Origin of the sequence: Streptomyces sp. NBC_01506 (assembly GCF_045040295.1) — a bacterium.
In the GTDB taxonomy this organism is placed as follows: Bacteria; Actinomycetota; Actinomycetes; order Streptomycetales; family Streptomycetaceae; genus Streptomyces.
Genome location: NZ_CP109422.1, coordinates 7,613,124 through 7,635,089, shown reverse-complemented (window position 1 = coordinate 7,635,089; position 21,966 = coordinate 7,613,124). Strand labels below are relative to the sequence as shown.

At 71.8% G+C, this 21,966-nt stretch carries 21 protein-coding genes; 5 read left to right on the top strand and 16 right to left on the bottom strand.

What is annotated here, in order from left to right; all coding sequences use genetic code 11:
• Positions 1 to 153 precede the first annotated feature (153 nt).
• The 4 genes from OG329_RS34200 to OG329_RS34185 all read right to left on the bottom strand — a co-directional run bounded on the left by OG329_RS34200 (position 154) and on the right by OG329_RS34185 (position 4,868).
• Complete coding sequence (locus tag OG329_RS34200) at positions 154 to 1,239, bottom strand: S1 family peptidase (protein ID WP_405800378.1); 1,086 nt, start codon at positions 1,237 to 1,239, stop codon at positions 154 to 156.
• 343 nt (positions 1,240 to 1,582) lie between these two features.
• A complete protein-coding gene (locus OG329_RS34195; protein ID WP_405800376.1) occupies positions 1,583 to 2,482 on the bottom strand; it encodes a S1 family peptidase in 900 nt (299 codons plus the stop codon).
• A 289-nt stretch (positions 2,483 to 2,771) separates the two neighbouring features.
• The gene (locus OG329_RS34190) at positions 2,772 to 3,572 is read right to left on the bottom strand and encodes a DUF1684 domain-containing protein (protein WP_405800374.1); all 801 of its coding nucleotides are present in this window, start codon (positions 3,570 to 3,572) and stop codon (positions 2,772 to 2,774) included.
• Between the two features lie 81 nt (positions 3,573 to 3,653).
• A complete protein-coding gene (locus OG329_RS34185) occupies positions 3,654 to 4,868 on the bottom strand; it encodes a DUF5685 family protein (RefSeq protein ID WP_405800372.1) in 1,215 nt (404 codons plus the stop codon).
• Positions 4,869 to 5,146: 278 nt separating this feature from the next.
• On the opposite strand from OG329_RS34185, the gene OG329_RS34180 reads away from it, so the two are divergent.
• Positions 5,147 to 5,581 carry a cell division protein SepF gene (locus tag OG329_RS34180; RefSeq protein ID WP_405800371.1) on the top strand — a complete coding sequence of 145 codons (435 nt, stop codon included), beginning with the start codon at positions 5,147 to 5,149 and terminating at the stop codon, positions 5,579 to 5,581.
• Between the two features lie 46 nt (positions 5,582 to 5,627).
• Here OG329_RS34180 and OG329_RS34175 read toward each other — a convergent pair whose 3' ends face one another.
• A complete protein-coding gene (locus tag OG329_RS34175) occupies positions 5,628 to 6,830 on the bottom strand; it encodes an acyl-CoA dehydrogenase family protein (protein ID WP_405800370.1) in 1,203 nt (400 codons plus the stop codon).
• 91 nt (positions 6,831 to 6,921) lie between these two features.
• Positions 6,922 to 8,658 (bottom strand): MFS transporter, encoded by a 1,737-nt coding sequence (locus OG329_RS34170; protein ID WP_405800369.1) that lies wholly within the window; start codon positions 8,656 to 8,658, stop codon positions 6,922 to 6,924.
• Positions 8,659 to 9,100: 442 nt separating this feature from the next.
• Here OG329_RS34170 and OG329_RS34165 point away from each other — a divergent pair, with 442 nt between their 5' ends.
• Complete coding sequence (locus OG329_RS34165; RefSeq protein WP_405800367.1) at positions 9,101 to 10,099, top strand: phosphatase PAP2 family protein; 999 nt, start codon at positions 9,101 to 9,103, stop codon at positions 10,097 to 10,099.
• Positions 10,100 to 10,212: 113 nt separating this feature from the next.
• Here the strand turns inward: OG329_RS34165 and OG329_RS34160 are convergent, their stop codons facing one another.
• From OG329_RS34160 to OG329_RS34145, 4 genes are all read right to left on the bottom strand, one after another.
• Positions 10,213 to 10,428: an I78 family peptidase inhibitor gene (locus tag OG329_RS34160; protein ID WP_405800366.1), complete on the bottom strand. Its 216-nt coding sequence runs from the start codon at positions 10,426 to 10,428 to the stop codon at positions 10,213 to 10,215.
• 369 nt (positions 10,429 to 10,797) lie between these two features.
• The gene (locus OG329_RS34155) at positions 10,798 to 11,763 is read right to left on the bottom strand and encodes a helix-turn-helix transcriptional regulator (RefSeq protein WP_405800364.1); all 966 of its coding nucleotides are present in this window, start codon (positions 11,761 to 11,763) and stop codon (positions 10,798 to 10,800) included.
• Positions 11,764 to 11,825: 62 nt separating this feature from the next.
• Positions 11,826 to 12,614, bottom strand: a complete 789-nt coding sequence (locus OG329_RS34150; protein WP_405800363.1) for a transferase — start codon at positions 12,612 to 12,614, stop codon at positions 11,826 to 11,828.
• Complete coding sequence (locus OG329_RS34145; protein ID WP_405800361.1) at positions 12,611 to 13,897, bottom strand: glycosyltransferase family 4 protein; 1,287 nt, start codon at positions 13,895 to 13,897, stop codon at positions 12,611 to 12,613. The genes OG329_RS34150 and OG329_RS34145 overlap by 4 nt, the downstream gene beginning before the upstream one ends.
• A gap of 334 nt (positions 13,898 to 14,231) precedes the next feature.
• Between OG329_RS34145 and OG329_RS34140 the strand changes: the two genes are divergently transcribed.
• Positions 14,232 to 15,008, top strand: coding sequence for a hypothetical protein (locus OG329_RS34140; RefSeq protein ID WP_405800360.1), 777 nt, complete (start codon positions 14,232 to 14,234; stop codon positions 15,006 to 15,008).
• A gap of 287 nt (positions 15,009 to 15,295) precedes the next feature.
• Positions 15,296 to 15,574, top strand: coding sequence for a hypothetical protein (locus OG329_RS34135; RefSeq protein ID WP_405800358.1), 279 nt, complete (start codon positions 15,296 to 15,298; stop codon positions 15,572 to 15,574).
• Positions 15,575 to 15,705: 131 nt separating this feature from the next.
• On the opposite strand, the gene der is transcribed toward OG329_RS34135, so the two are convergent.
• From der to aroH, 5 genes are all read right to left on the bottom strand, one after another.
• Positions 15,706 to 17,166 carry a ribosome biogenesis GTPase Der gene (der, locus tag OG329_RS34130; protein WP_405800356.1) on the bottom strand — a complete coding sequence of 487 codons (1,461 nt, stop codon included), beginning with the start codon at positions 17,164 to 17,166 and terminating at the stop codon, positions 15,706 to 15,708.
• Between the two features lie 51 nt (positions 17,167 to 17,217).
• Positions 17,218 to 17,940, bottom strand: coding sequence for a lysophospholipid acyltransferase family protein (locus OG329_RS34125; RefSeq protein ID WP_405800354.1), 723 nt, complete (start codon positions 17,938 to 17,940; stop codon positions 17,218 to 17,220).
• On the bottom strand, positions 17,898 to 18,623 hold the full coding sequence (gene cmk, locus OG329_RS34120; RefSeq protein ID WP_405800353.1) for a (d)CMP kinase: 726 nt from the start codon (positions 18,621 to 18,623) through the stop codon (positions 17,898 to 17,900). The genes OG329_RS34125 and cmk overlap by 43 nt, the downstream gene beginning before the upstream one ends.
• Positions 18,624 to 18,819: 196 nt before the next feature.
• Positions 18,820 to 19,905 (bottom strand): prephenate dehydrogenase, encoded by a 1,086-nt coding sequence (locus tag OG329_RS34115; RefSeq protein WP_405800351.1) that lies wholly within the window; start codon positions 19,903 to 19,905, stop codon positions 18,820 to 18,822.
• Positions 19,902 to 20,270 (bottom strand): chorismate mutase, encoded by a 369-nt coding sequence (gene aroH / locus OG329_RS34110; RefSeq protein WP_405800349.1) that lies wholly within the window; start codon positions 20,268 to 20,270, stop codon positions 19,902 to 19,904. The genes OG329_RS34115 and aroH overlap by 4 nt, the downstream gene beginning before the upstream one ends.
• Before the next feature lie 160 nt (positions 20,271 to 20,430).
• On the opposite strand from aroH, the gene OG329_RS34105 reads away from it, so the two are divergent.
• The gene (locus OG329_RS34105; protein WP_405800348.1) at positions 20,431 to 21,183 is read left to right on the top strand and encodes a DNA polymerase beta superfamily protein; all 753 of its coding nucleotides are present in this window, start codon (positions 20,431 to 20,433) and stop codon (positions 21,181 to 21,183) included.
• On the opposite strand, the gene OG329_RS34100 is transcribed toward OG329_RS34105, so the two are convergent.
• Positions 21,115 to 21,963 (bottom strand): DNA polymerase beta superfamily protein, encoded by an 849-nt coding sequence (locus OG329_RS34100; RefSeq protein ID WP_405800347.1) that lies wholly within the window; start codon positions 21,961 to 21,963, stop codon positions 21,115 to 21,117. The two genes, OG329_RS34105 and OG329_RS34100, sit on opposite strands and share 69 nt — an antisense overlap.
• Positions 21,964 to 21,966: the final 3 nt, after the last annotated feature.

Below are 21,966 nucleotides of genomic sequence, written 5' to 3'. Positions count from 1 at the left end.
CGACAGAGCGGACGGCACCGTCGAGGGTGTCGCGGTCGGTCAGGGCCGGGGCGTCCCACCTCCCCACTCCCACCTGCGCAATCAGCGAAGAGGCCCGGCCCCCGCCGACAACGGCGGGGGCCGGGCCTCTTCGGCTCCGTACGGTCGTGCGGGTCAGCCGATCTCGGCACCGAACGCCGCGAGCGCTTCCGGCACCGGCTGGAAGAACGTCTCGCCGCCCGAGGAGCAGTTGCCGCTGCCGCCCGAGGTCAGCCCCAGCGCGGTGTCACCGGCGAAGAGCGAGCCGCCGCTGTCGCCGGGCTCGGCGCAGACCGTGGTCTGGATAAGGCCCTCGACCACGTCGCCGCCGCCGTAGTCCACGGTGGCGTCCAGCGCGGTGACCTCACCGTCGTGCACTTGGGTGGTGGAGCCGCTGCGCGAGACCGACTGGCCGACCGTCGCGTCGCCCGCCCCCGCGATGGCCTGCGTGCTGCCGTCGTACAGGTCGACCTCGCTCGGGTGCTCCGTGGAGCCGGTGTACTTGACGAGCGCGAAGTCGTCGCCCGGGAACTGCGAGTCCACCATGGAGCCGATCTCGGCGCCGCCCGCGGAGTCGGACCAGGAGCTGCCCGCCGTGCCGCAGTGGCCCGCGGTGATGAAGTGCGGCTCGCCGCCGACGACCACGTTGAAGCCCAGCGAGCAGCGGCCACCACCGGAGTGGATGGCCTCGCCGCCGGCGATGAACTTCCTGAACTCCCCCGCGGTCTTCTTCAGTTCGGCCTTGGCGCCCAGCTTCTCCACGGTCTTGGTGAGCTTGTCGAGCGCGGCGCCCTTGACCGTGCTGTCCGCCGTGACGACGACCTTGTTCGTGACCGGGTCGACGGCGACGGCCGTGCCGGGGGTGCTCGCCTCGCCGGTGAGGAAACCGCGGGCGTCCTTCAGCTCGGCGAGGGAGTGCGCCACGACCTTCGCCCTGGCGCCCGCCTCACGCACGGTCTCGGCGGCCTTCTCGTCCAGGACGTTGACGACAAGAGCCTTGGTCCCACTGTCGTAGTACGAGCCGGCCGCGTCACCGGCGAGGTCGCCGACAAGGCTGGATGCGAGCTTTCCGGCCGCCGGCGCCGACAGTGTCTTCGCCGTGATCGTGGTGCTGTCCTCGCTGGCGTTCGCAGTCTGGAAGGAAACCCCGGCCACGATCATGGCGGTGACCGCGCCGCCCGCGATCGCCACACGCTTCCTGGAAATGCGACGGTGCTTCAACTGATACCTCCTGTGGGGGCCGCGTCATCGCATGTGGGGTGCGGTGACGCGGAGGATGGGGCGCCCACTGTTCCTGAACTCGCCAGTAGCACACAAGGTCGACTTCAGGACGTGCACACGACGGGTTCATTTCCCTCCCGCCCCGTTCACGTGCGGAGGTCAGAGCCGATCCGTTCCATTGGTGAACACTCGCCGCGGTCACCGGTTCGGCAGCGGGTGAGGACTGGACCTGTCCTGAAACCGCCCCTCCGGTCCGGGAGTTCACCCCGGCCGCGCGGCCCCGGAACGCGCGTAGAGTCCCCGCCCGGAGCTCTCGGGCGGGGACTCTCTACGCGGGATGTGCTCAGGTGATGCTGACGCCGTACGCGCTCAGCGCTTCCGTGACCGGCTGGAAGAACGTCGTACCGCCGGAGGAGCAGTTGCCGCTGCCGCCCGAGGTGAGGCCGATCGCGCGGCTGCCCGAGTAGAGCGGGCCGCCGCTGTCGCCGGGCTCGGCGCAGACGTTGGTCTGGATCATGCCGTAGACGACGTCGCCGCCGCCGTAGTTGACCGTGGCGTTCAGGCCCGTGACGCTGCCGCCGTGGGTGCCCGTGGTCGAGCCGCGCCGGGTCACCGACATGCCCACCGTGGCGTTGGCCGCGCTGGTGATGTCCACGCTGCCGACGGTGCCGGGGCGGGAGACCGCGGCGTTGGAGTAGCGCACGATGCCGTAGTCGTTGCCCGGGAAGCTGGAGCCCGCCGTCGGGCCGATGAGGGTGGTGCGCGCCGAGTTGGTGTACCAGCTCGGGTTGCCCTCGGTGCAGTGCCCGGCGGTCAGGAAGTAGTCGGTGGTGCCGCTGCGTACGTTGAACCCGGCCGAACAGCGACCGAGGCTCGAGTAGATCGCGTCGCCGCCGGAGAGGAGCTTGGAGATCTTGCCGGGGGTGCGCTCGATACGCAGGGCACCGGAGTTGGCACCCGCCTCGCGCTTGATCTCGGCGATCTCCGCCTTGCTGACGCTGCTGTCGGCCGAGACGACAAGGGTGTTCGTCGTCTTGTCGACGTACCAGGCGGTGCCCGCCACGTCGGCGCCCAGGACGGCGTCGCTCGCCGCCGTGAGCTGGTTCGCGCTGAAGGTGTCGGGTGTGCCGGCGTTCGCCGTGGGGACGGCGATCGCCGCCGCGGCGACGAGACCTGTGGTGACGGCGAGCAGCCGGGTGCGTCTCGCTATACCACTGCGGGGGGTGGTGCGCTTGATCCTCACGTGTGGTTCCTCCGAAGGAATCTGGGGCCTGATTGGGGTGGTCCGGCCCGTGAGGCGCAGTCAGGGATACGTCCGCATTCCGGATCTGCCGTGCCCCTGACAAGCGCTGAGGGGAGTATTAGGTGAGCCAACTGGCCGCGCAAGGGCGCTTTTCAGCCACTCCACCGGCCGAAATACCGCTGATACGTCTTGAAATCGCCGCCACTGTCCGGTTCACACACTGCCCACATGGTGGGACGGCCCCGGTCTGTACGACCCGGACCGGGGCCGTCCCACGGCCCGAAATCGCTCAGCGCGAAACGGTGTTCCGCTCACCCGCGGGGAGCTCGAACGGCAGCGTGTTCCCGGGCGGCGGGAGGGGGCAGATGAAGTGCTCGGCGAAGGCGCAGGGCGGCAGCAGCACTCGGTTGAGATCGACGGTCACCGTGCCGTCCGGAGCCGGCGGGGACGGCCGCAGAAAACGGAAACGATAGCTGGTCAGCCCGCTGGTGCCGTCGGCGAGGACCGCCCAGAGCGACCCGTCGGGCTCGACGGCGACCTGGAGCCTGTGCTCCGTACCGTCGACGGAGAAGGCCAGTTCACCGGCGAGCCCCAGTCCGCGCTCCCGCCCGTCGGCGTTCTCGACGCGCACGGTGCGGCTCTCCGCGTACGGACGGAAGCGGCCCGGCAGCACCCAGCGGTCGTCGTACGGCGTGGCCTCGACGGTCACGAACGCCCGGCGTGCCGGGGAGTCCGGGTCGAAGTCACGTACCGCCCAGAGCCCTTCACGGCGCATGACCACCAGCCTGCGTCCGCCGTGGGCGACCCGGGACTCGTCGATGGGGCCCCGGTCGGCGGTCAGGACGGCCTCACCGGTCAGCGGCCGGCCGTCGACCGTGATCCCGTCGCCGGCCGCGGCGGTCACCGACACCTCGTCACCACGGTCCCGCCATACGCCGGGCACGGCCGGAATTCGACCTTCCGGGTAGTCGGAGAGCCAGTGGGTACCGGTCAGCGAGAGCGGTCCGTGCGGCGCCGAGACGGCGGCGACGCGGCGTTCGTGCCAGTTCTTCCAGTTCCGCACGGGATCCGGATCAGTGTCTGTGCTCATGCCCACGCAGCCTTCCACACGGGTGGCCGGAGCGGACGGGACGGACGGGGCGGACGGGGCGGCGGACGGGGCGGACAGGAATCAGCAGTCGCACGCGCAGTCGCAGCAGTCACAGTCGCAGTCCCGGCAGCAGCCCTCGCGCTTCTTGCGCGACCACGGACCCTCGTACTCCTTCGCACAGCAGAGTTTGCAGGTGCAGCAGAGACCGATCGCCACCGCGCAGCCGGCCCAGAAGCCACGCCGCTCCGGCCGCCGGGGCGGCTCGTGGAAGGGGTTGGGGCCGAGGTCGCGCGGTCCGCGCGGACCGCCGGGCGCGCCGGGATTCCCGCCCCCGTACGGGTTGTTCGCACCGTACGGACGATTCGCGTTCCCGCCGCCCTGCCCCGCGTACGGATTCCCGCCGTCGCCCTGGACGCTCGCCCGCCCCTGGTGCGAGCAGGACGAGGTCCCGAAGGCGCGGTCGACCGAGGTGCGCAACTCGTGTGCCAGCAGCACGTGCGCCAGCTTGTCGTCCACGAACCGCGCGTCGCGCAGCGCCAGCCTGATGCCGTGCAGCGCGTCGTCCGCGAGCCTGCGCGCCTCGGCGAGTGAGGTGCCGGTCGCCGTGAGCGGGTTCCAGGCACCCGACGCGGCGTCGGCGGACTGGTCCTCCACGGCGTCCAGCAGATGCGCGAGCCGTCCGAAGAGGCGGCCCGCCTCGGCGAGCGGCGCCATGTTGTCCGGCCGGCCCGCGAGTACGGCGGTGTGCGCGAACGCGGCGGCGGTCGCCGTCTCGGTCGGCTCGGTGACGGTGAGCAGCGAGGTGCCCGGTCCGGCCAGCGCCTCGATACCGCTCTGCCGGTCGACCGCGTCGAGAAGCACCGCCGTGTCGAAGCCCAGCTCCGCGCCGGTACGCGCGCCCGCGCGGTCCCAGCCGCCGGCTATCCGGCGCGCGGCGAGCGCCACCGGCCGCCGCTTCAACACCCCGTCCCCGTCGGCGACGTGGTCGCGTACCTTCGCAGACGCGAGCACCAGCGAGACGGCCGCCGCGAGACGCGCTCCCTCGCCTTTCGCGACCGGAGCGGTTCGCATGCCGCGAAGTGGGCAGGGGCCAGCTACGCGGCGCCATCCAGTGGCGCGCTCGGCCTGAGCCTCCGTCAGAACGGAGACGATCAGGCCGTCGTAGTTGGTGACGATGCGGGAGAACTGTCCGTGGTCCGAGCGAAGTGCCAGGCACAGCCCGCACAGATGAGCCATCCACTCGGTCTTGAGTCCTTCGGAGAGCCGGTGACTGCAAGGCCGCACAATTCCGAACATGACGGTTTCCCCCGGGGGTCTGTCGACGGTGCGTCAGGCATCGTATCCAGCCGCCGGATTCACCCGTACGTCCCCAGCGTCACCCGTCTGGCCGGACTTTCATATTTTCAGTACATCAGGGCTCGTACACAGGAAGAACCCTGACGAATCGCCATATCTTCTGCACCAGTACCGTCACGAATCCCCTGCGCGGCGACAATCCACTTGGCGCGCAATCCGCATCATGGACAACCATAGGGATGCGGAACCACAAGCGACCGCGGTGAAAGGAGGCGTCCATGGGATCGGTGCGCAAGGCGAGTGCCTGGCTGGGCCTCGTTGAGGACAACGACGAGCGTTACTACGACGACGAGTACTCCGAGGGTGCCGAGAGCAACGACACCTGGAAGACCGATCCGCGTGTGCGGATCGCCGCCGAGGCCGCTCCCGAACAGGAGCGCAGGATCGCCACCGTCTCGCCGGAGAGCTTCCGGGACGCGCGTGGCATCGGCGAGCTGTTCCGGGAGGGCGTCCCGGTCATCCTGAACCTCACCGCCATGGAGCCCGCCGACGCCAAGCGCGTGGTCGACTTCGCCGCCGGACTGATCTTCGGTCTCCGTGGCTCGATCGACCGTGTCGCCACCCGCGTGTTCCTGCTGACCCCCGCCGACACCGAGATCGTCAGCGGGGAGTCGAAGGCCCACGGACGGGACGGCTTCTTCAACCAGAGCTGAGCAAGGCGCTCACCGGGTCGGCGTCACGCCCCCGGTCGCCACCCGGTCACCGGAAGGCATCCAGACCGGTGAGTGCCTTGCCCAGCACCAGTTGGTGCATCTCCACGGTGCCTTCGTAGGTGAGCACCGACTCCAGATTCGTCGCGTGCCGCATCACGGGATATTCGAGCGAGATCCCGTTGGCCCCGAGGATCGTGCGCGAGGTGCGGCAGATCTCGATCGCCTCCCGCACATTGTTGAGCTTTCCGAAGCTGACCTGCTCGGGGAGGAGCTTCCCCGCGTCCAGGCGCCGGCCAAGATGGTGCGCCAGCAGGATTCCCTTGTGGAGTTCGAGCGCCATGTCGGCGAGCTTGGCCTGGGTGAGCTGGAAGCCGCCGATCGGCCTGCCGAACTGTTCGCGGGTCTTCGCGTAGTCCACGGCCGACTCGAAACTGGCGCGCGCCGCCCCCATCGCGCCCCAGACGATCCCGTAACGGGCGTGGCTCAGACAGCTCAGGGGCCCGCGCAGACCGGTGACCTCGGGGAGTACGGCGTCGGCGGGGAGCCGTACCTCGTCCAGGACCAGTTCACTGGTGACCGAGGCGCGCAGCGACCACTTGTGCTTGATCTCGGGCGCCGAGAAGCCGGGGCTGCCGGCCGGGACGAGAAATCCACGGATACCGCCGCGCCCGTCGTCCGTCTGCGCCCAGACGACGGCGACGCCCGCGACCGAGCCGTTGGTGATCCACATCTTGCGGCCGGTGAGCACCCAGTCGGTGCCGTCGCGCTTGGCGTACGTGCGCATCCCGGCCGGGTCGGAGCCGTGGTCCGGCTCGGTGAGGCCGAAGCAGCCGATGGTCTCGCCGGCCGCCATGCCGGGCAGCCACCGCTGCTTCTGCTCCTCGGAGCCGAACCGGTGGATCGCGTACATGGCGAGAGAGCCCTGTACGGAGACGAGCGAGCGGATCCCGGAGTCGGCGGCCTCCAGCTCCAGACAGGCCAGTCCGTACTGGACGGCGCCGGCGCCCGCGCAGCCGTAGCCCTGGAGCGACATGCCGAGCGCGCCGAGGGCGCCCAGCTCACGGCTCAGCTCGCGGATGCCGGGCAGCTCGCCGCGCTCGTACCACTCGGCGATGTGCGGCATGACCCGGTCGGCCGCCCAGGAGCGCACGGTGTCGCGGACGGCCAGGTCCTCGGGCTCCAGCAGATCGTCGATGCCGAGGGGGTCGCGCGGGTCGAAGGGCGGACGTTTCGGGGAGGGTGCGGACATGGGGCTGCCTCCGGCGGCTCGCGGATGTCGGTTCGCATGTGTCGGTTCGGTTCGCATGCGTCGGTTCGCGGGTTGAGTAAAACTAGCAGCGCTAGTTAGACTCGGCGCCGACATTACGGCGCAGGGCCGCCGCCCGTCCAGACCCGCCCCGGCGCGCGGCGCTCAGCCCCGCGGGGACCACGGCGCCGTCGCGCGGCGCCGGTATGTCCGCCGCGACCGCGTCCGTAGCCGTAGCCGTATCCATGTCCGCGACCCGTCCGCAGGGCGGTGCGCCGCAGTCCATCACCCGGGGCAGCCGCAGCGCCGCCACCGCGCCGAGCAGCAGCAGACCCGCGCTGACCAGGAGCGTGACATGCAGACCTTGCACGAAGGAGTGACGCGCCGCGATCCGCAGGGCCTCCCCCGCCGGACCACCGAGCTGGGCGGCCACCTGGTACGCCTCCCCCAGCGAGTTGGCGGCGGCCGACCCCGCGGCCTGCGGCACCCCGTGGACCGCGCCGGACGACAGGGCGGGCGCGTAGGCCGCGTTCATGACGCTGCCGAGCAGCGCGATGCCCATCCCCGCGCCGAGCTGGTAGGACGTCTCGCCGATCGCGGCGGCGCCCCCCGCCTGCTCGGGCGGCGCCTCGCTGAGCATCGACTCGTACGCGCCGAACAGCGTGGACTGAAGACCGAAACCGAGCAGCACGAAGGCCGTCGTCAGCAGCCCCGGCCGGTCGTGCTGGCCCATCGGCATCAGCAGCAGCACGGCACTCGCGGTGAGGACGAAACCGAAGGCGACCATCCGGCGCGGGCCGATCCGGCGCAGTGTGTACGAGCCGGTGGCGCCCGCCGCCATGGCGGCGAAGGTCAGCGGCAGCAGCCGCAGTCCGGTCTGAAGCGGGCTGAGCCCCAGCACCAGTTGGAGGTACTGCACGGCGATCAGCTCCAGGCCGACCAGCGCGAGCATGGCGAGCACGATGCAGCCCACGGAGGTCGAGAACGTCGCCCTGGCGAACATCGTCACGTCTATGAGCGGATGCTTCCGGCGTCGCTGGCGCCGTACGAAGAGGGCGAGAAGGACCGCGCCGAGCAGCAGCGGGCCGAAGGTCTTGACGTCGAGCATCGAGGCACCCGCGCCCAGGCGCTTCACCCCGAGGACGACGCCGAGCACACCGGCCGCCGCCATCAGCGCGCCGGCCACGTCCCAGGGGCCGTCGCAGTTGCCCTTCGACTCGGGCAGCAGGAAGCGGCCGACCGGGAGGATCAGCGCCATCAGCGGCACGTTGATCAGGAAGACCGAGCCCCACCAGAAGTGTTCGACGAGGAATCCGCCGAGCACCGGGCCCGTCGCGGCGCCGACGGCGGCGACCGCCGTCCAGATGCCGATGGCCATGGCGCGCTCGCGCCGGTCGGGGAAGACGGTACGGAGGATGGAGAGCGTCGCGGGCATGATCATCGCGCCGCCGATGCCCAGCAGGGCGCGCGCGGCGATCAGTATGCCGGGCGAGCCGGCGAAGGCCGCGGCCACCGACGCCAGCCCGAAGATCCCGTAGCCGATGAGCAGGACGCGCCGCCGGCCGATCCGGTCGCCGAGCGTGCCGAACAGGATCAGCAGGGCGGCGCAGACCAGCGGATAGGCGTCCACGATCCACAGCAACTCGACACCGCTGGGCCGCAGATCCTCGGTGACGGCGGGGACCGCGACATGCAGCACGGTCGAGTCGAGCGCGACGAGCAGCAGACTGACGCACAGGACGACCAGGACGGCCCAGCGGTTGACGCCGCCGTGGGCACCGCCGCCGACCGCGGCACGCAACCGCGCTCCGGCCGTGGTGGTCCCGGACATCTGCGTACCTCCCAGTGAAGTCCCTCGCGGTCGGCGGACCGGGCGGGACAGTGACGACACGTCCCGGGCGGCCCGGCATCGACGGGCGAGCGCGCGCACAGCGTACGCGAGTTCGCCCGCCCCGAGCGTGGCCTGTCCCACCTCGACGGACGTCGAAGTGTCGCGTACGCCGACGGCGGCCGTACGCCCGGGGGTCACCCCGGCGCGGTCAAGCCTCGGTCAAGCTGCCGGAAAATTCCGTGCGACGCCACGGTGAACTAATTCTGTTGTGCACAAAGACACTTACCCGGGACCGCGCCGCGAGCAATAGGGCACAAGGTCACTTGAAATTGCGGAACGGTCTCGGATAAACAGCGATCCGAGACACACTCCACATCACATCGTCATCACAAAGAGACTGGAACGACCGAGTCGGCCGTTCACTCGCTGTAACGTCGATTGGGTGCGTACCGACATCTTCGCCCGACTGGACCGGGAGCCGGAGCCGCCGAAGATAGAGATCCCGCGGATGAGCCGTACCCGCGCGACTCTCTTCGGCGGGACTTTGGCGTTCTATCTCGCCATCGTGGTCGCCGTTCTCGCCTCGTCCTGGCTGGTGACTCTCGACTGGAAGATCATGCTGTTCCGGCCGTACCAGCAGTGGCAGCAACTGCACGCGTTCCTGGACTACTTCGTGGTCCTCGGCCAGCGCGGCCCCACCGCCGTGATGATCGCCGCCTGGCTGGGCTGGCGGTCCTGGCGCCAGCACACGCTGCGTCCGCTGCTGGTCCTCGGGGCCGCGCTGCTGCTGCTGAACGTGACGGTGGGGGCGGTGAAGCTCGGCCTCGGGCGGCTCGGCCCGCACTACGCGACGCAGATCGGATCGGCCGAACTCTTCGCGGGCGGCGACATATTCCCCTCCGGCCACACCGCGAACGCCGTGGTGACCTGGGGCATCCTGGCCTATCTGGCCACCACGCCGCGGGCCAGGCGGTATCTGTCGATCATCTCGTCCGTGGTCGCCCTCGGCGTCGGCGCGACGACCGTCTATCTGGGCACGCACTGGCTGAGCGACGTCCTGCTCGGCTGGGTCGCCGGTCTGCTGATCCTGCTCGCCCTGCCGTGGTTCGAGCCGACCATCGCCCGTACGGAGGCGGCGGTGTTCGCCGTGCGTGAGCGGTTGCGGGAACGGGTGCGCGTACGGCGCGGGGCGGTCTCCGGGCCGGTACCGGCCGACGGTCCCTGGCCCGTGATAGTCCCTCAACTCCCGGCGCAGGAGGACGAGGACGCCGGCCGCTCGACGGTCGGCACGGCCCACTCGGGACGTAACGCGACGAGCCGCAACACCACCGCGCAGCTCACCCAGCCCCGGCCGCACGCCACGGCGCGCTCCGAGCGCACCCCGACCACCCCGGCGGGCAGCCGCCGCCCGCCGCGCTCACGGCCGGTGACGGGCGGCTGAGCCCGGCGCCCGGCGCGAGCCACGGTGAAGGACCCCGGCGGTATATCCGCGCCGGGGTCCTTCGCCGTCCGGACAACTGGGCCTGAACGCGCGGATATCGCCGCCCGGCCGGGTCAACCCAGCCAGCAGCGAACGACGGTGTCGTTCTCGACCTCGAAGTTCAGCCGCCCTCGCAGATACTCCAGGGTGATGATGGCGCCCGGCGGCAGCGCCCGGACGGTGGTCCAGCCGCGCTCACGGGCGATCCGCTCGGCCTCGGGAGCGGCGAGGCCCACATAGGAGTCGGGTGCGTCGTCGGGCTGTGCCGGAGGTGTCGGTATCGATGCCATACGGCTCAGCCTAGGCTCTCCCGGCCCGGTTCGCCGGTGACGGCGGACGGTGACGGAAGGGCGGCGTCCGGCGGCTCCGCGGTCACCGAGCCTACGCACTTACGTACGACCTCGGTCACACTTGTGTCACAGGATCACGACATCTGTTCGGCCACTCCCCCATGCCTTCGGACCGCTGTTCACACATCGTCCGTAAGTAAGCGATAAGCAATTCGGCAGACTCGAAGATCACCGTATTTTCCGCGCTCCGAATTCCTCCGTTCGACCGTCCGCCGGCATTTGACACGTCGTACGGAATTCACCTCCCCCTCGCACAATCATCGGCGGTACGACACCTTCCGGATGACCGCCGACGCGGCGACCGAGGTGTTACGGAGCGTCCCCGAGCGCCCGGGAAAGGCGGTCGCGCGCCGCCCTCATGTGGTCGGTCAGCTCGGGTGGCTCGACCACCTCGAAGTCGACGCCGAGGAGCATCACATGGACCACCATCACGTCGAGACCGCCCGCCCCGGTGCGCAGCAGACAACTGTGCTCGTCCACCGGCTCCAGCACACCGGCGGACGGTGACACCAGCTCCGCCGCCCGTGCGGCGGACACCTTGAGCCGGATCACCGCGGCCGAGGCGTAGACACGGGTGGAGACGCCCTCGGAGACATAGGCGGCCAGATCCTCGGCCGGGGGCTCGCGGGGCGTGAAGCGCGGGCCGTGCGGGGGCCTGGGGGTGATGCGGTCGGCCCGGAACGTACGCCAGTCGGCGCGGTCCAGGTCCCAGGCGACCAGATACCAGCGGCGCTCGGTGCACACCAGCCGGTGCGGCTCCACGGTGCGGCGGCTGGCGGAGCCGACATGGTCGAGATAGTCGAAGCGCAGCCGCTCGCCGTCCCGGCACAGGTTCGCCAGCTCGGTGAGGACGCTCGCGTCGACGGTCGGGCCCGAGCCGCGGAGCATGGGGACGGTGAAGGCGTTGAGCGCGCCGACCCGGCGGCGCAGCCGGCTCGGCAGGACCTGCTCCAGCTTGGCGAGCGCGCGCACGGACGTCTCGCCGATGCCGTCGATCCCGTTGCCCGCCGCCGTACGCAGCCCGACAGCGACGGCGACGGCCTCCTCGTCGTCCAGCAGGAGCGGCGGCAGTTCCGCACCGGCGCCGAGCTGGTAGCCGCCGCCGGTGCCGGGGCTGGCGTTCACGGGGTAGCCCAGCTCACGCAGCCGGTCGACGTCGCGCCGTACGGTGCGCGGCGTCACCCCCAGGCGCTCGGCCAGATCGGGGCCGGACCATTCGCGGTGGGCCTGCAGGAGGGAGAGCAGGCGGAGCAGTCGGGCGGAGGTCTCCAGCATGCGTCGATTCTGACAGCCGTAGCGGACAGGGCCTGTCCGCTACGGCTTTGGCGTCGACGTGGTCAGTCCGCCGGGTCCAGGCGTACGTGGAGGTTGTTGTCGCCCGAGTAGCAGGGGGCGGCCAGCCAGCCAGCCGCCCGGTGCCCCGGGTAGACGTGGGAGCGGCTGCGGTCCCAGATGTCGTCCAGGATCCGTGCGAGCCGCACGGCGGGCGCGCCGGGCGCGGGCAGCAGCCACAGATCCCACAACCGCCGCTCCGTCAGGGGCGGTTCGGCCAGCGGCGGGTACGGCAGCGTGAAGGTGAAGGCGCCGCCCGCGCCGCCGGTGACCGGGACGCGGTGGGTACGGGGCGCCGTACCGCTCTCGCCGGGGCTCGCGCACCGCCGGGCCTCGACCGCCGCGCCGTGGCCCGGCTCGGCCCCGTACAGCACGCCCCGCACGGTCATGGCGCCGTCCGCGAGGTGGATGGCCCCGGCCTCCGCGTGCGGTGCGCGGACCCAGCAGCGCAGCGCGAGGCGCCCGTCGGCGGTCGGGTACGGGACGCGGACGGTGACCGGGCCGGCGCCGGGGACCCGGTCGACCAGTGCGCGTACGTCCCTGGTGCCGGGGCGGACGGGCTCCGTGTCGTGCCCGCCCGGCTCCGTGACCCGCACGATGTCCCAGCGGCCCTCGGCGAGTGGTGTGCCGTGGTCCAGGACGGCGCGCCCGCCGGTCAGCGGCAGCCGTACCTCGTCCGCCGGGGTGGCGCCGCCGCGCCGGCGCAGCAGCAGTTCGGTGTCGGGGCCGCCGGCCAGCTCGAAGGTGACGGTGCCCGCCGCGTCGGCGGCGCAGTGCGCGAGAGGGGCGCTCACGCGGGCCTCCTTCGGCGGGCCGCCGCCGCTGCCAGCTCGCGCACCGTCTGCGTCCCTCCGACGAGGAGGCCACGGCCGCGCCGTACGGTGCCGAGCAGCGCCTCGCGCGGCCCCGGCCGGCGGCGGCGCCGGGCGACCAGATCGGTGAACAGCTCCTCGTGGCGCTCGGCGATCCGCGCCGGGTCGAACCGGGCGGACGACTCACGGGCCGCCAGCGCCGTACGCCGCCGCAGTTCGTCGTCCTGGATCAGGGCAAGGAGTCCTCGTGCGATCGCGTCCTCGTCGCCGACCGGGACCAGCAGGCCGTCGACCCCGTGCTCGATAATCTCGCCGGGCCCGTGCGGGCAGTCGGTGGAGACGACGGGAACACCGCAGCGCATCGCCTCCACGATGGTCATGCCGAAGGATTCGAGGCTCGATGTGACGGCGGCGATCGAGCCCTTGACCCACTCGGGCTCCAACGGGTGTGCCGTGCCCATCAGATGGACGTGGTTGTACAGTCCGCGCTCCTCGATCAGTGCGCGCAGCGTGGCCCGTTCGTCGCCGGTCGCGTCGCCCGCGCCGTAGATCCGCAGTCGCCAGTCGGGCCGGGCGGCCACCACCTGGGCGAAAGCCCTGATCAGCAGGTCGTACCGCTTGACCGACGTGAGCCTGCCCGCCGCCACGACGTATCTGGCGGCGGAGTCGGCGGGGGCGACAGCGGGCGCGGGCACGCTGCCCGGCACGGCGTCGATCCGTACGCCGGGCAGCCGCAGCCGGGAACGGTAGGCCCGCGCGTCGGCCTCGGTGACGGTGGTGACGGCGTCGAGCAGCACATACCGGTGGGCGATCTCGCGGCGCAGCCGGTGGCCGTGGCTGTCCAGCGTGAGATGTTCCTGGCCGACCCGGACGGGGCCGCGCCGGGTCTGCCGGGCGATATGGCAGTTGAGGCCGGGACGGGTGCCGACGACGACATCGGCCGTCAGCGACCGCAGATGCTCGGCGATCCGGGTGTCGGTGAGCCGGCTGTACTGCTTGTGCCGCCCGTCGCCGCGCGGGAAGACGGTGGCCGGCCGACCGATGTCGGGGTGCCCGCCGTCGTAACCGCCGCTGTTCTTGCGCAGATCGACGAGCTGGCGCAGCAGGACGCCCTCGGGGGCGCCCAGCGTCGGCTCGTCGCGGTGGCGGAAGACGGAGACGATCTCGACGTCGTGCCGCTCGGCGAGCGCCCGCGCGAGATTGAACGTCGTCCGGATCGTTCCGCCGACCCCGAACGCGTTGTGGAGCAGAAAAGAGATGTGCATCGGCCGCGGTGTCTCCCTGGTTCTGCCCGGTTCTGCCTGGTCGACCCGGCGTCCGGTGCTGCCTGGTGCTGTCGGGTGCGCTCTGGTCGGCCTGGCGCGGCGACTCCAGGCCGTGCGCCGCGCCGCCGCCGCACCCTCGCGCGCCCCGGCGGCGGCTCCCGTCAGGCGGGGCGGGGGCGGGCGGAAGCTTCACCCGTATGTGCGAGCGGGCCCAGGTGGTGTCCTGACAGTTCGATTCGTCCGGCTTCGCGCGTGACCCCGGCGACAACTCACCCGTTGTCTCTTTACGAGCCGGGAACAGCCCGGCCCACGCACCGAGTTCGAGGAGCCACCCGTGCCGCGCATGCTCGACGTCAGCGAAGACGTACGCGCCGAGATCGGCGACGAAGAAGCCGACCGCCTGCTCGCCGGCGAGAACTCCCCGGGCAGTTACGACTGCACCTCCTGCCGTACCCCGGGCGACTCCGAGACCGAACGCACCAGCACGGTGCTGTTCATCGGCGAGGAGACCGCCGTCCTGGCCTTCGCCCATGCCTCCTGCATCCCCTCCCAGGTCGTCAAGGTCGCCGAGGACCAGCTCCAGGGCGCCGTCCGCAGCATCACCGGCGGGGACCCCCAGGCGCCGGCCGCCGGCGGCGAGCAGGCCGTTCTCGGTGTCACCAGCGGTCTGGTCCTGATCGACAACCAGCTCCACCCCGCCCTCGTGGTGGAGCCGACCGGTCCCATCGCCCGGCCCGGCTCGACCCTCGCCGAGGACGAGTTCCTGCCGCTCCTCGCCGAGCAGGGCTTCCAGTTGGCCGGCGATCTGAACCGCGCCCCGGCCACGCTGTCCGGCTGGTCGGTGCTGCTCGCCATGGGCCAACTGCACGCGATCCTCCAGCCCGGCACCGGCGGCGGCACCCCCGTCGCCTGGTGGCAGGCGCACCAGCCGCTCCAGGTCACCGGCGACTGGCGGGCCGCCGCCAACAAGTCGCGGACGGTCCTGGTCTTCGCCGCCCCGGTCGGCTCCATCGGCCAGCAGCCGCGCGAGGACCTGCTGCGCGACGCGCTGGACAAGGCGGCTGCCGACGGGCGTCTGGTCGCGGCGGCGATGCCGCTGGCCGGCACGTGACGGACCAGGGACAGGCCCCGGCGGCCGGGGCCGGTGAGCGGTACGCGACGGCGCACCGCGGCGGTGAACACCCCGGCAGTGGGCAGCACCGCGGTGAGGAGCGCCGCGAGGAGGAGCAGCCCGGCGGCGCCGGGGAGCCGGGCCGTACGTCCGCCGGCTCGCCCTCCCACCCGTCGCGACCAGCATTTTCGCGAGTCAGCCCGCATCCGACGGACGATGGGGTCGTTGGCACGTACGTGCACTCATACGACCGTCCACGCCAGCAGTACCAGCCCCAGGTCCCCGCCATGCGCCCGGCCCAGGACACCCCCGCCGGGTACTCGTCCGGATACTCGGCCACGCCGATCTACGACGCGCTGTACTCCGAGTATCTGCGGTCGTTCAGGACGCTGCCGGGCGACCGGAGCGGTGAGGAGAGCCTGGGCTTCACCGCTTTCGGTACGGGGATGCACGGGTCCTCGGGGCGGCAGGCCCCGTTCACGAGTACGTGGCAGAGCGGCGGCCGGCAGTATCCGGCGGGCCGCGCCCAGGTGGCCCTGCCGCCGGCGCCCCGCCGGGGGCTCTGACCCCGCGTCGTCAGCCGTACGGGACAGGGACAGGAACAGGGACAAGGCCGGTGGGCCGGCGCGGATGTCGTCCGCGCCGGGCCACCGGCCTTGATCCTGTCCTTGTCCCTGTCCCTGTCAACCGCCGCGTGTCACTTCTTGCGGCCGCGCTTCTCCCGCACCCGTACCGAGATATGGATCGGCGTGCCCTCGAAGCCGAACTCCTCGCGGAGCCTGCGCTCCACGAACCGCCGGTAGCCCGCCTCGATGAAGCCGGACGCGAAGAGCACGAACCGGGGCGGCCGGGTGCCCGCCTGCGTACCGAACAGGATGCGCGGCTGCTTGCCGCCACGGATCGGGTGCGGGTGCCCGGCGACGAGTTCGCCGAGGAAGGCGTTGAGCCTGCCGGTCGGCACGCGCGTCTCCCAGCCCGCGAGCGCCGTCTCGATCGCCGGGACCAGCCGCTCCATGTGGCGCCCGGTGCGGGCCGACACGTTGACGCGGGGCGCCCAGGCGATCTGCGCCAGCTCGGTCTCGATCTCGCGCTCCAGGTAGTAGCGGCGCTCCTCGTCGAGGGTGTCCCACTTGTTGAACGCGACGACGAGGGCGCGGCCCGCGTCGACGGCCATCGTGATGATGCGCTGGTCCTGGACGCTGATGGACTCGCCGGTGTCGATCAGGACGACGGCGACCTCGGCCTTCTCCACGGCCGCGGCCGTACGCAGCGAGGCGTAGTAGTCGGCGCCCTCCTGGAGGTGGACGCGGCGCCGGATGCCCGCCGTGTCCACGAACTTCCAGACCGTGCCGCCGAGTTCGATCAGTTCGTCCACCGGGTCACGGGTGGTGCCCGCGACCTCGTTGACGACGACGCGCTCCTCGCCCGCGACCTTGTTGAGCAGCGAGGACTTGCCGACGTTGGGGCGGCCGATCAGCGCGATCCGGCGCGGGCCGCCGATGGTCGTGCCGAAGGTCTGCTTCGGTGCCTCGGGCAGCGCTTCCAGCACGGCGTCGAGCATGTCGCCCGTACCGCGCCCGTGCAGCGAGGACACCGGGTGCGGCTCGCCGAGACCCAGCGACCACAGCGCCGTCGCGTCGGCCTCGCCGCTCTGGCCGTCGACCTTGTTGGCGCACAGCACGACGGGCTTGCCCGCCCGGCGCAGCAGCTTGACGACGGCCTCGTCGGTGTCGGTCGCGCCGACCGTGGAGTCCACGACGAAGACCACCGCGTCGGCGGCCTCGATCGCGAACTCGGCCTGGGCGGCGACGGACGCGTCGAGACCGAGCACGTCCTGCTCCCAGCCGCCGGTGTCGACCACCTTGAAGCGGCGCCCGGCCCATTCGGCCTCGTAGGTGACGCGGTCGCGCGTGACGCCGGGCTTGTCCTGGACGACGGCCTCACGGCGGCCGATGATCCGGTTCACCAGCGTCGACTTGCCGACATTGGGGCGGCCGACGACCGCGAGGACGGGCAGCGGGCCGTGACCCGCCTCGTCGATCGCGCCCTCGATCTCCTCGGGGTCGAATCCTTCGTGGGCGGCGAGCTCCATGAACTCCGAGTACTCGGCGTCGCCAAGCTCTCCGTGCTCGTCGCCGGAGTCAATATGGTCGTTCATGAAGTCCGTACCTCGTTCATCGTGATCGGTGCACCGCGACAGCGCGGCGCACTACTCAAGTCCTGCCCGGCGCCCGGTGAGGCGTCTGGCGTTGTCCAGATGGGCGGTCAGCCGCTTCTGGATCCGCAGCGTGGCGTCGTCCATCGCCTGACGCGTGCGCCGGCCGCCGCTTTCCCCCGCCTCGAACGCGTCCCCGAAGACGACGTCGATACGGCTGCGCAGCGGGGGCGCCGCGGATATCAGCCGCCCGCGGCGTTCCGTGCTCCCCAGCACCGCCACCGGGACGATCGGCGCCCCGGTCCGTACGGCGAAGTACGCGAGCCCGGACCGCAGTGAGGCGAAGTCGCCCTCGCCCCTGCTGCCCTCGGGGAAGATCCCCAGGACCCCGCCGCCCTGGAGCACCCCGAGCGCGTCGGTGACGGCGGCGCGGTCGGTCGTCGTACGGTCCACCTTCAACTGCCCGATGGACAGCAGGAACGGGTCGAGCGGACCGACGAAAGCCTCTTTCTTGATCAGGAAGTGCACGGGCCGGGGCGCGGTGCCCATGAGCATCGGCCCGTCGATGTTGTGCGAGTGGTTGACGGCCAGGATCACCGGGCCGGTCGCGGGGACCCGCCAGGCGCCGAGCACCCGTGGCCTCCACAGGCCGTACATCAGTCCGATGCCGATTCCGCGGCCGACCGCCGCGCCCTTCGCGGACGGTGCGGCCTTACGCGGCCGGGAGGGTCCGCTCACCGGGCCGCCCGCTTCTCCTCGACAAGGGTGACGACGCACTCGATGACCTGCTGGAGCGTGAGGTCGGTGGTGTCCACCTCGACCGCGTCGGCCGCCTTGGCCAGCGGGGACGTCTTACGGCCCGAGTCGATGGCGTCCCGCTTGATCAGCGCTTCCTTCGTGGCGGCGAGGTCCGTCGCCTCCTTGCCCTTCAGCTCGCCGCTGCGGCGCGCGGCGCGTGCCTCGGGCGAGGCGGTGAGGAAGACCTTCAGGTCGGCGTCGGGCAGCACGGTCGTGCCGATGTCACGGCCCTCGACCACGATGCCGTTGTCCGCGGCGGCGGCGATGGTGCGCTGGAGCGCGGTGATGACGGCCCGTACCTCGGGGACGGCGCTGACCGCGCTGACCTTGGCCGTGACCTCCTGGGTGCGGATGGGGCCGGAGGCGTCCGCGCCGTCGACGGTGATCGTGGGGTTCGCCGCGTCGGTGCCGGACACGATGACCGGCTTGCCGGCGGCCGTGGCGACGGCCGAGGCGTCCTGCACGTCGATACCGTTGCTGATCATCCACCAGGTGATCGCCCGGTACTGCGCGCCCGTGTCCAGGTAGCTCAGTCCGAGCTGGGTGGCCACGGACCGGGACGTGCTCGACTTGCCGGTGCCCGCGGGCCCGTCGATGGCGACGATCACGGCGGCCGGGGCGGTCCTGGCGACGGTTGCAGCGGTTTCCACGGAGGCGGACACCTTCCTGGTTCACGGGGCGCTCAGTCGTACGCGATGTCGTTCGCGCGACACTCTCGGGACGTTCGGGGGGGTCGTTTCCGGACGCCCAGACGTCAGTACGCCCCCGCACAAGGTTACCGAGTGCTGGGGCCGCGCCTTACACCCCCGCGAAAGCCCGCCCGCGCGGCCGCCGCGGGGGCGGCTGAGCGGGCGGGCGTCAGCGGCGGATCGACCAGCCGCGCTCGCGCAGCGCCGTGCTCAGGACGGGGGCCGCCGACGGCTCCACCATCAGTTGCACCAGACCCGCCTCCTGCCCGGTCGCGTGCTCGATGCGTACGTCCTCGATGTTGACCCCGGCGCTCCCGGCGTCCGCGAAGATACGGGCCAGCTCGCCCGGCCGGTCGCTGATCAGGACGGCCACCGTCTCGTACGACGTCGGGGCCGCGCCGTGCTTGCCCGGCACCCGCACCCGGCCCGCGTTGCCGCGCCGCAGGACGTCCTCGATGCCCTCGGTGCCGCCGCGCCGCTTGGCCTCGTCGGCGGACTGGAGCGCCCGCAGCGCCTCGACGGTCTCGTCCAGGTCGGCGGCCACCCCCGCCAGGACGTCGGCGACCGGCCCCGGGTTCGCGGTCAGGATCTCGACCCACATCCGGGGGTCGGAGGCCGCGATCCGGGTGACGTCGCGGATGCCCTGGCCACAGAGCCGTACGGCCGCCTCGTCGGCCTCCTCCAGCCGCGCGGCGACCATCGAGGAGATCAGTTGGGGGGTGTGCGAGACGAGGGCGACCGCCCGGTCGTGGGCGTCGGCGTCCATGACCACCGGCACCGCGCGGCACAGCGCGACCAGCTCGAGGGCGAGATTCAGCACCTCGGTGTCGGTGCCGGGCGTCGGGGTCAGCACCCAGGGGCGGCCCTCGAAGAGATCGGCGGTCGCCGCGAGCGGACCCGAGCTCTCCTTGCCGGCCATCGGATGCGTACCGATGTACGCGGCCAGGTCCAGGCCCAGCGCCTCCAACTCGCGCCGGGGGCCGCCCTTGACGCTGGCGACGTCCAGATAGCCGCGCGCGCTGCCGGCGCGCATCGCGGCGGCGAGCGTGGTGGCGGTGTGCGCGGGCGGTACGGCGACGATCGCGAGGTCGACGGGCCCGGCGGGCGGCTCCTCGGTGCCGGCGCCGAGCGCCGCCGCCGTCCGCGCCCTGGCCGGGTCGTGGTCCACGAGATGGACGGCGACGCCGCGCCCGGCGAGGGTGAGGGCGGCCGAGGTGCCGATCAGGCCGGTTCCGATGACGAGGGCGGTTCTCACTGGGCGATGTCCTTGCGGAGGGCTGCCGCGGCGCCGAGGTAGACGTGCGCGATCTCGGAGCGGGGGAGGTCGGACTCGATGTGGGCGAGGATACGGACGACGCGGGGCATGGCGCCGGCGATGTCCGGCTCCCGCGCGCAGATCAGCGAGCCATCGTCACTGACGATGCCGATTCCGCGTGCGGCGGCGGCCGGGACGTCGCTGCGCAGGTCGGGGGTGGCGGTGAACCGGATACTGATCAGATCGTCCGCCCCGAGGCGGTTGCGCTCCAGGACGGCGGAGAGCGGCAGGGCCACCCGCTCGTCCATGTGCCCCGGCTCGTCCCGCTCGAGCTGGACGGCTCCTCGGACAGCTCGTACCGCCACGTCGTGCTCCTCGTGCCGCTCAGTGATCGTGCGCTCCGTCCAGGTTAGACACATGGGCGGGGGTACGGACGGGGCGACCGTTGCGCGAGACGGCGGGCCGCGCGAGGTGTCCCCGGGGCCGCCGTCGCGCGGTGTCCCGGGGACCGTAATCTCTACCCGCATGACACCCGAGGACCTGGTACGCGACCACACCGTCTACGCGTGCGTGATGGGTTCACGCGCCTTCGGTCTCGCGACCGAGGACAGTGACACCGACCGCCGGGGGGTGTTCCTGGCGCCGACGCCGCTGTACTGGGGCTTCGAGAAGCCCCCCACGCATGTCGACGGGCCGGCCGACGAGCAGTTCTCCTGGGAGCTGGAGCGGTTCTGTCTGCTCGCGCTGCGCAGCAACCCCAACGTGCTCGAGTGTCTGCACTCGCCGCTGGTCGAGCATGTGGACGACACGGGCCGCGAACTGACCGCCCTGCGCGAGGCGTTCCTCTCCCGGCAGGCCCACGAGACCTTCGTGCGCTACGCGATCGGCCAGCGCAAGAAGCTTGAGACGGACATCCGGCAGCACGGCGCGCCCCGCTGGAAGCACGCCATGCATCTGCTGCGGCTGCTCGGCTGCTGCCGCGATCTGCTGCGTACGGGGCGACTGGTCATCGACGCGGGTGAGCAGCGCGAGCCGCTGCTCGCGGTCAGGCGCGGTGAGGTCCCGTGGCCGGAGGTGGAGCGGCGGATGAACCGGCTCGGTGAGGAGGCGGACGCCGCGCTCGCCGGGTCCGCGCTGCCCGCCGAGCCCGACCGCGCGCGGGTCGAGGACTTCGTGATCCGCGCGCGACGGGCGTCGGCGCTGCGCGCGTCAGCGCTCCAGACGGGTACGGACGACCAGGTCGTGCAGGGCCTCGTAACCGGCCGGGGAGTCCGGTAGCCGGGTCCGGTCCCTGGCCTGGGCCAGGACGTCGTGGAGCGCGTCCACGTCGCTCTGGAGGCGGGTCGGGGCGAGGCCGGTCGCCGCGCCGTGTTCGGCCTCGGCCTTCGCCTCGATCAGCTCCGGCAGATAGTCGGGCGCGCTCACCTCGGCGAGCAGTGTGGGCAGATGGGCCTGCACCTCGCCGCTGCGCATCAGATGGACACCGGTGAGCAGCGCCCTGAACGTGTAGAGCAGCGGCTTGAGTTCACCGGTCTTCTCGAACAGCCGCCACTGGGTTGCGGCGAACCCCCGGTAGTGGTGGGCGTGGTGGCCGGTGAGCACGCCGGGCGCGAGCGACAGCAGTTCGCGGTGCGCCTCCGTCGAGTGCACGACCAGCGGCGAGTGCAGTTGTTCCAGTACGTAGCCGTTGCGCCGCATCATCATGCGGACGAACTTGCGCAGGTCATGGCTGACCAGGTCCATCTCCACACCGTCGCTGTCCCACATCCGCGACCGGGTCTCGTCCGGCTCGTGCAGTCCTATGAGTTCGGGCACCGGCAGCAGGTGGGCGCCGCGCAGGTCGACGTCCGAGTCCGCGGAGGGGAATCCGTAGAGGTGGGCGCCGGAGACGGTGGCGAACAGCAGTGGATCCGGCTCCTCGGCGAGGGCCGGGCCGAGGTCGGTCACCGGCAGCCCGGCGCGCAGCAGGCGCCGCACGTGCTCGGCCGGTGAGTCGTCGGGGGCGGGGGTGTGGCCGAAGGGGCCGCCGTCAGTGGCGTGTTCGTCATCCAGGCGCATGGA

Excerpts from the sequence above, each read along its gene's own strand:
- OG329_RS34135 (WP_405800358.1), top strand. The coding sequence starts at position 15,296 with ATGCGCCCGGCCCAGGACACCCCCGCCGGGTACTCGTCCGGATACTCG.
- OG329_RS34190 (WP_405800374.1), bottom strand. The coding sequence starts at position 3,572 with ATGAGCACAGACACTGATCCGGATCCCGTGCGGAACTGGAAGAACTGG.
- OG329_RS34105 (WP_405800348.1), top strand. The coding sequence starts at position 20,431 with ATGACACCCGAGGACCTGGTACGCGACCACACCGTCTACGCGTGCGTG.
- OG329_RS34100 (WP_405800347.1), bottom strand. The coding sequence starts at position 21,963 with ATGCGCCTGGATGACGAACACGCCACTGACGGCGGCCCCTTCGGCCAC.
- OG329_RS34160 (WP_405800366.1), bottom strand. The coding sequence starts at position 10,428 with ATGGCATCGATACCGACACCTCCGGCACAGCCCGACGACGCACCCGAC.
- OG329_RS34180 (WP_405800371.1), top strand. The coding sequence starts at position 5,147 with ATGGGATCGGTGCGCAAGGCGAGTGCCTGGCTGGGCCTCGTTGAGGAC.
- OG329_RS34170 (WP_405800369.1), bottom strand. The coding sequence starts at position 8,658 with ATGTCCGGGACCACCACGGCCGGAGCGCGGTTGCGTGCCGCGGTCGGC.
- OG329_RS34155 (WP_405800364.1), bottom strand. The coding sequence starts at position 11,763 with ATGCTGGAGACCTCCGCCCGACTGCTCCGCCTGCTCTCCCTCCTGCAG.
- OG329_RS34175 (WP_405800370.1), bottom strand. The coding sequence starts at position 6,830 with ATGTCCGCACCCTCCCCGAAACGTCCGCCCTTCGACCCGCGCGACCCC.
- OG329_RS34145 (WP_405800361.1), bottom strand. The coding sequence starts at position 13,897 with ATGCACATCTCTTTTCTGCTCCACAACGCGTTCGGGGTCGGCGGAACG.
- der (WP_405800356.1), bottom strand. The coding sequence starts at position 17,166 with ATGAACGACCATATTGACTCCGGCGACGAGCACGGAGAGCTTGGCGAC.
- OG329_RS34185 (WP_405800372.1), bottom strand. The coding sequence starts at position 4,868 with ATGTTCGGAATTGTGCGGCCTTGCAGTCACCGGCTCTCCGAAGGACTC.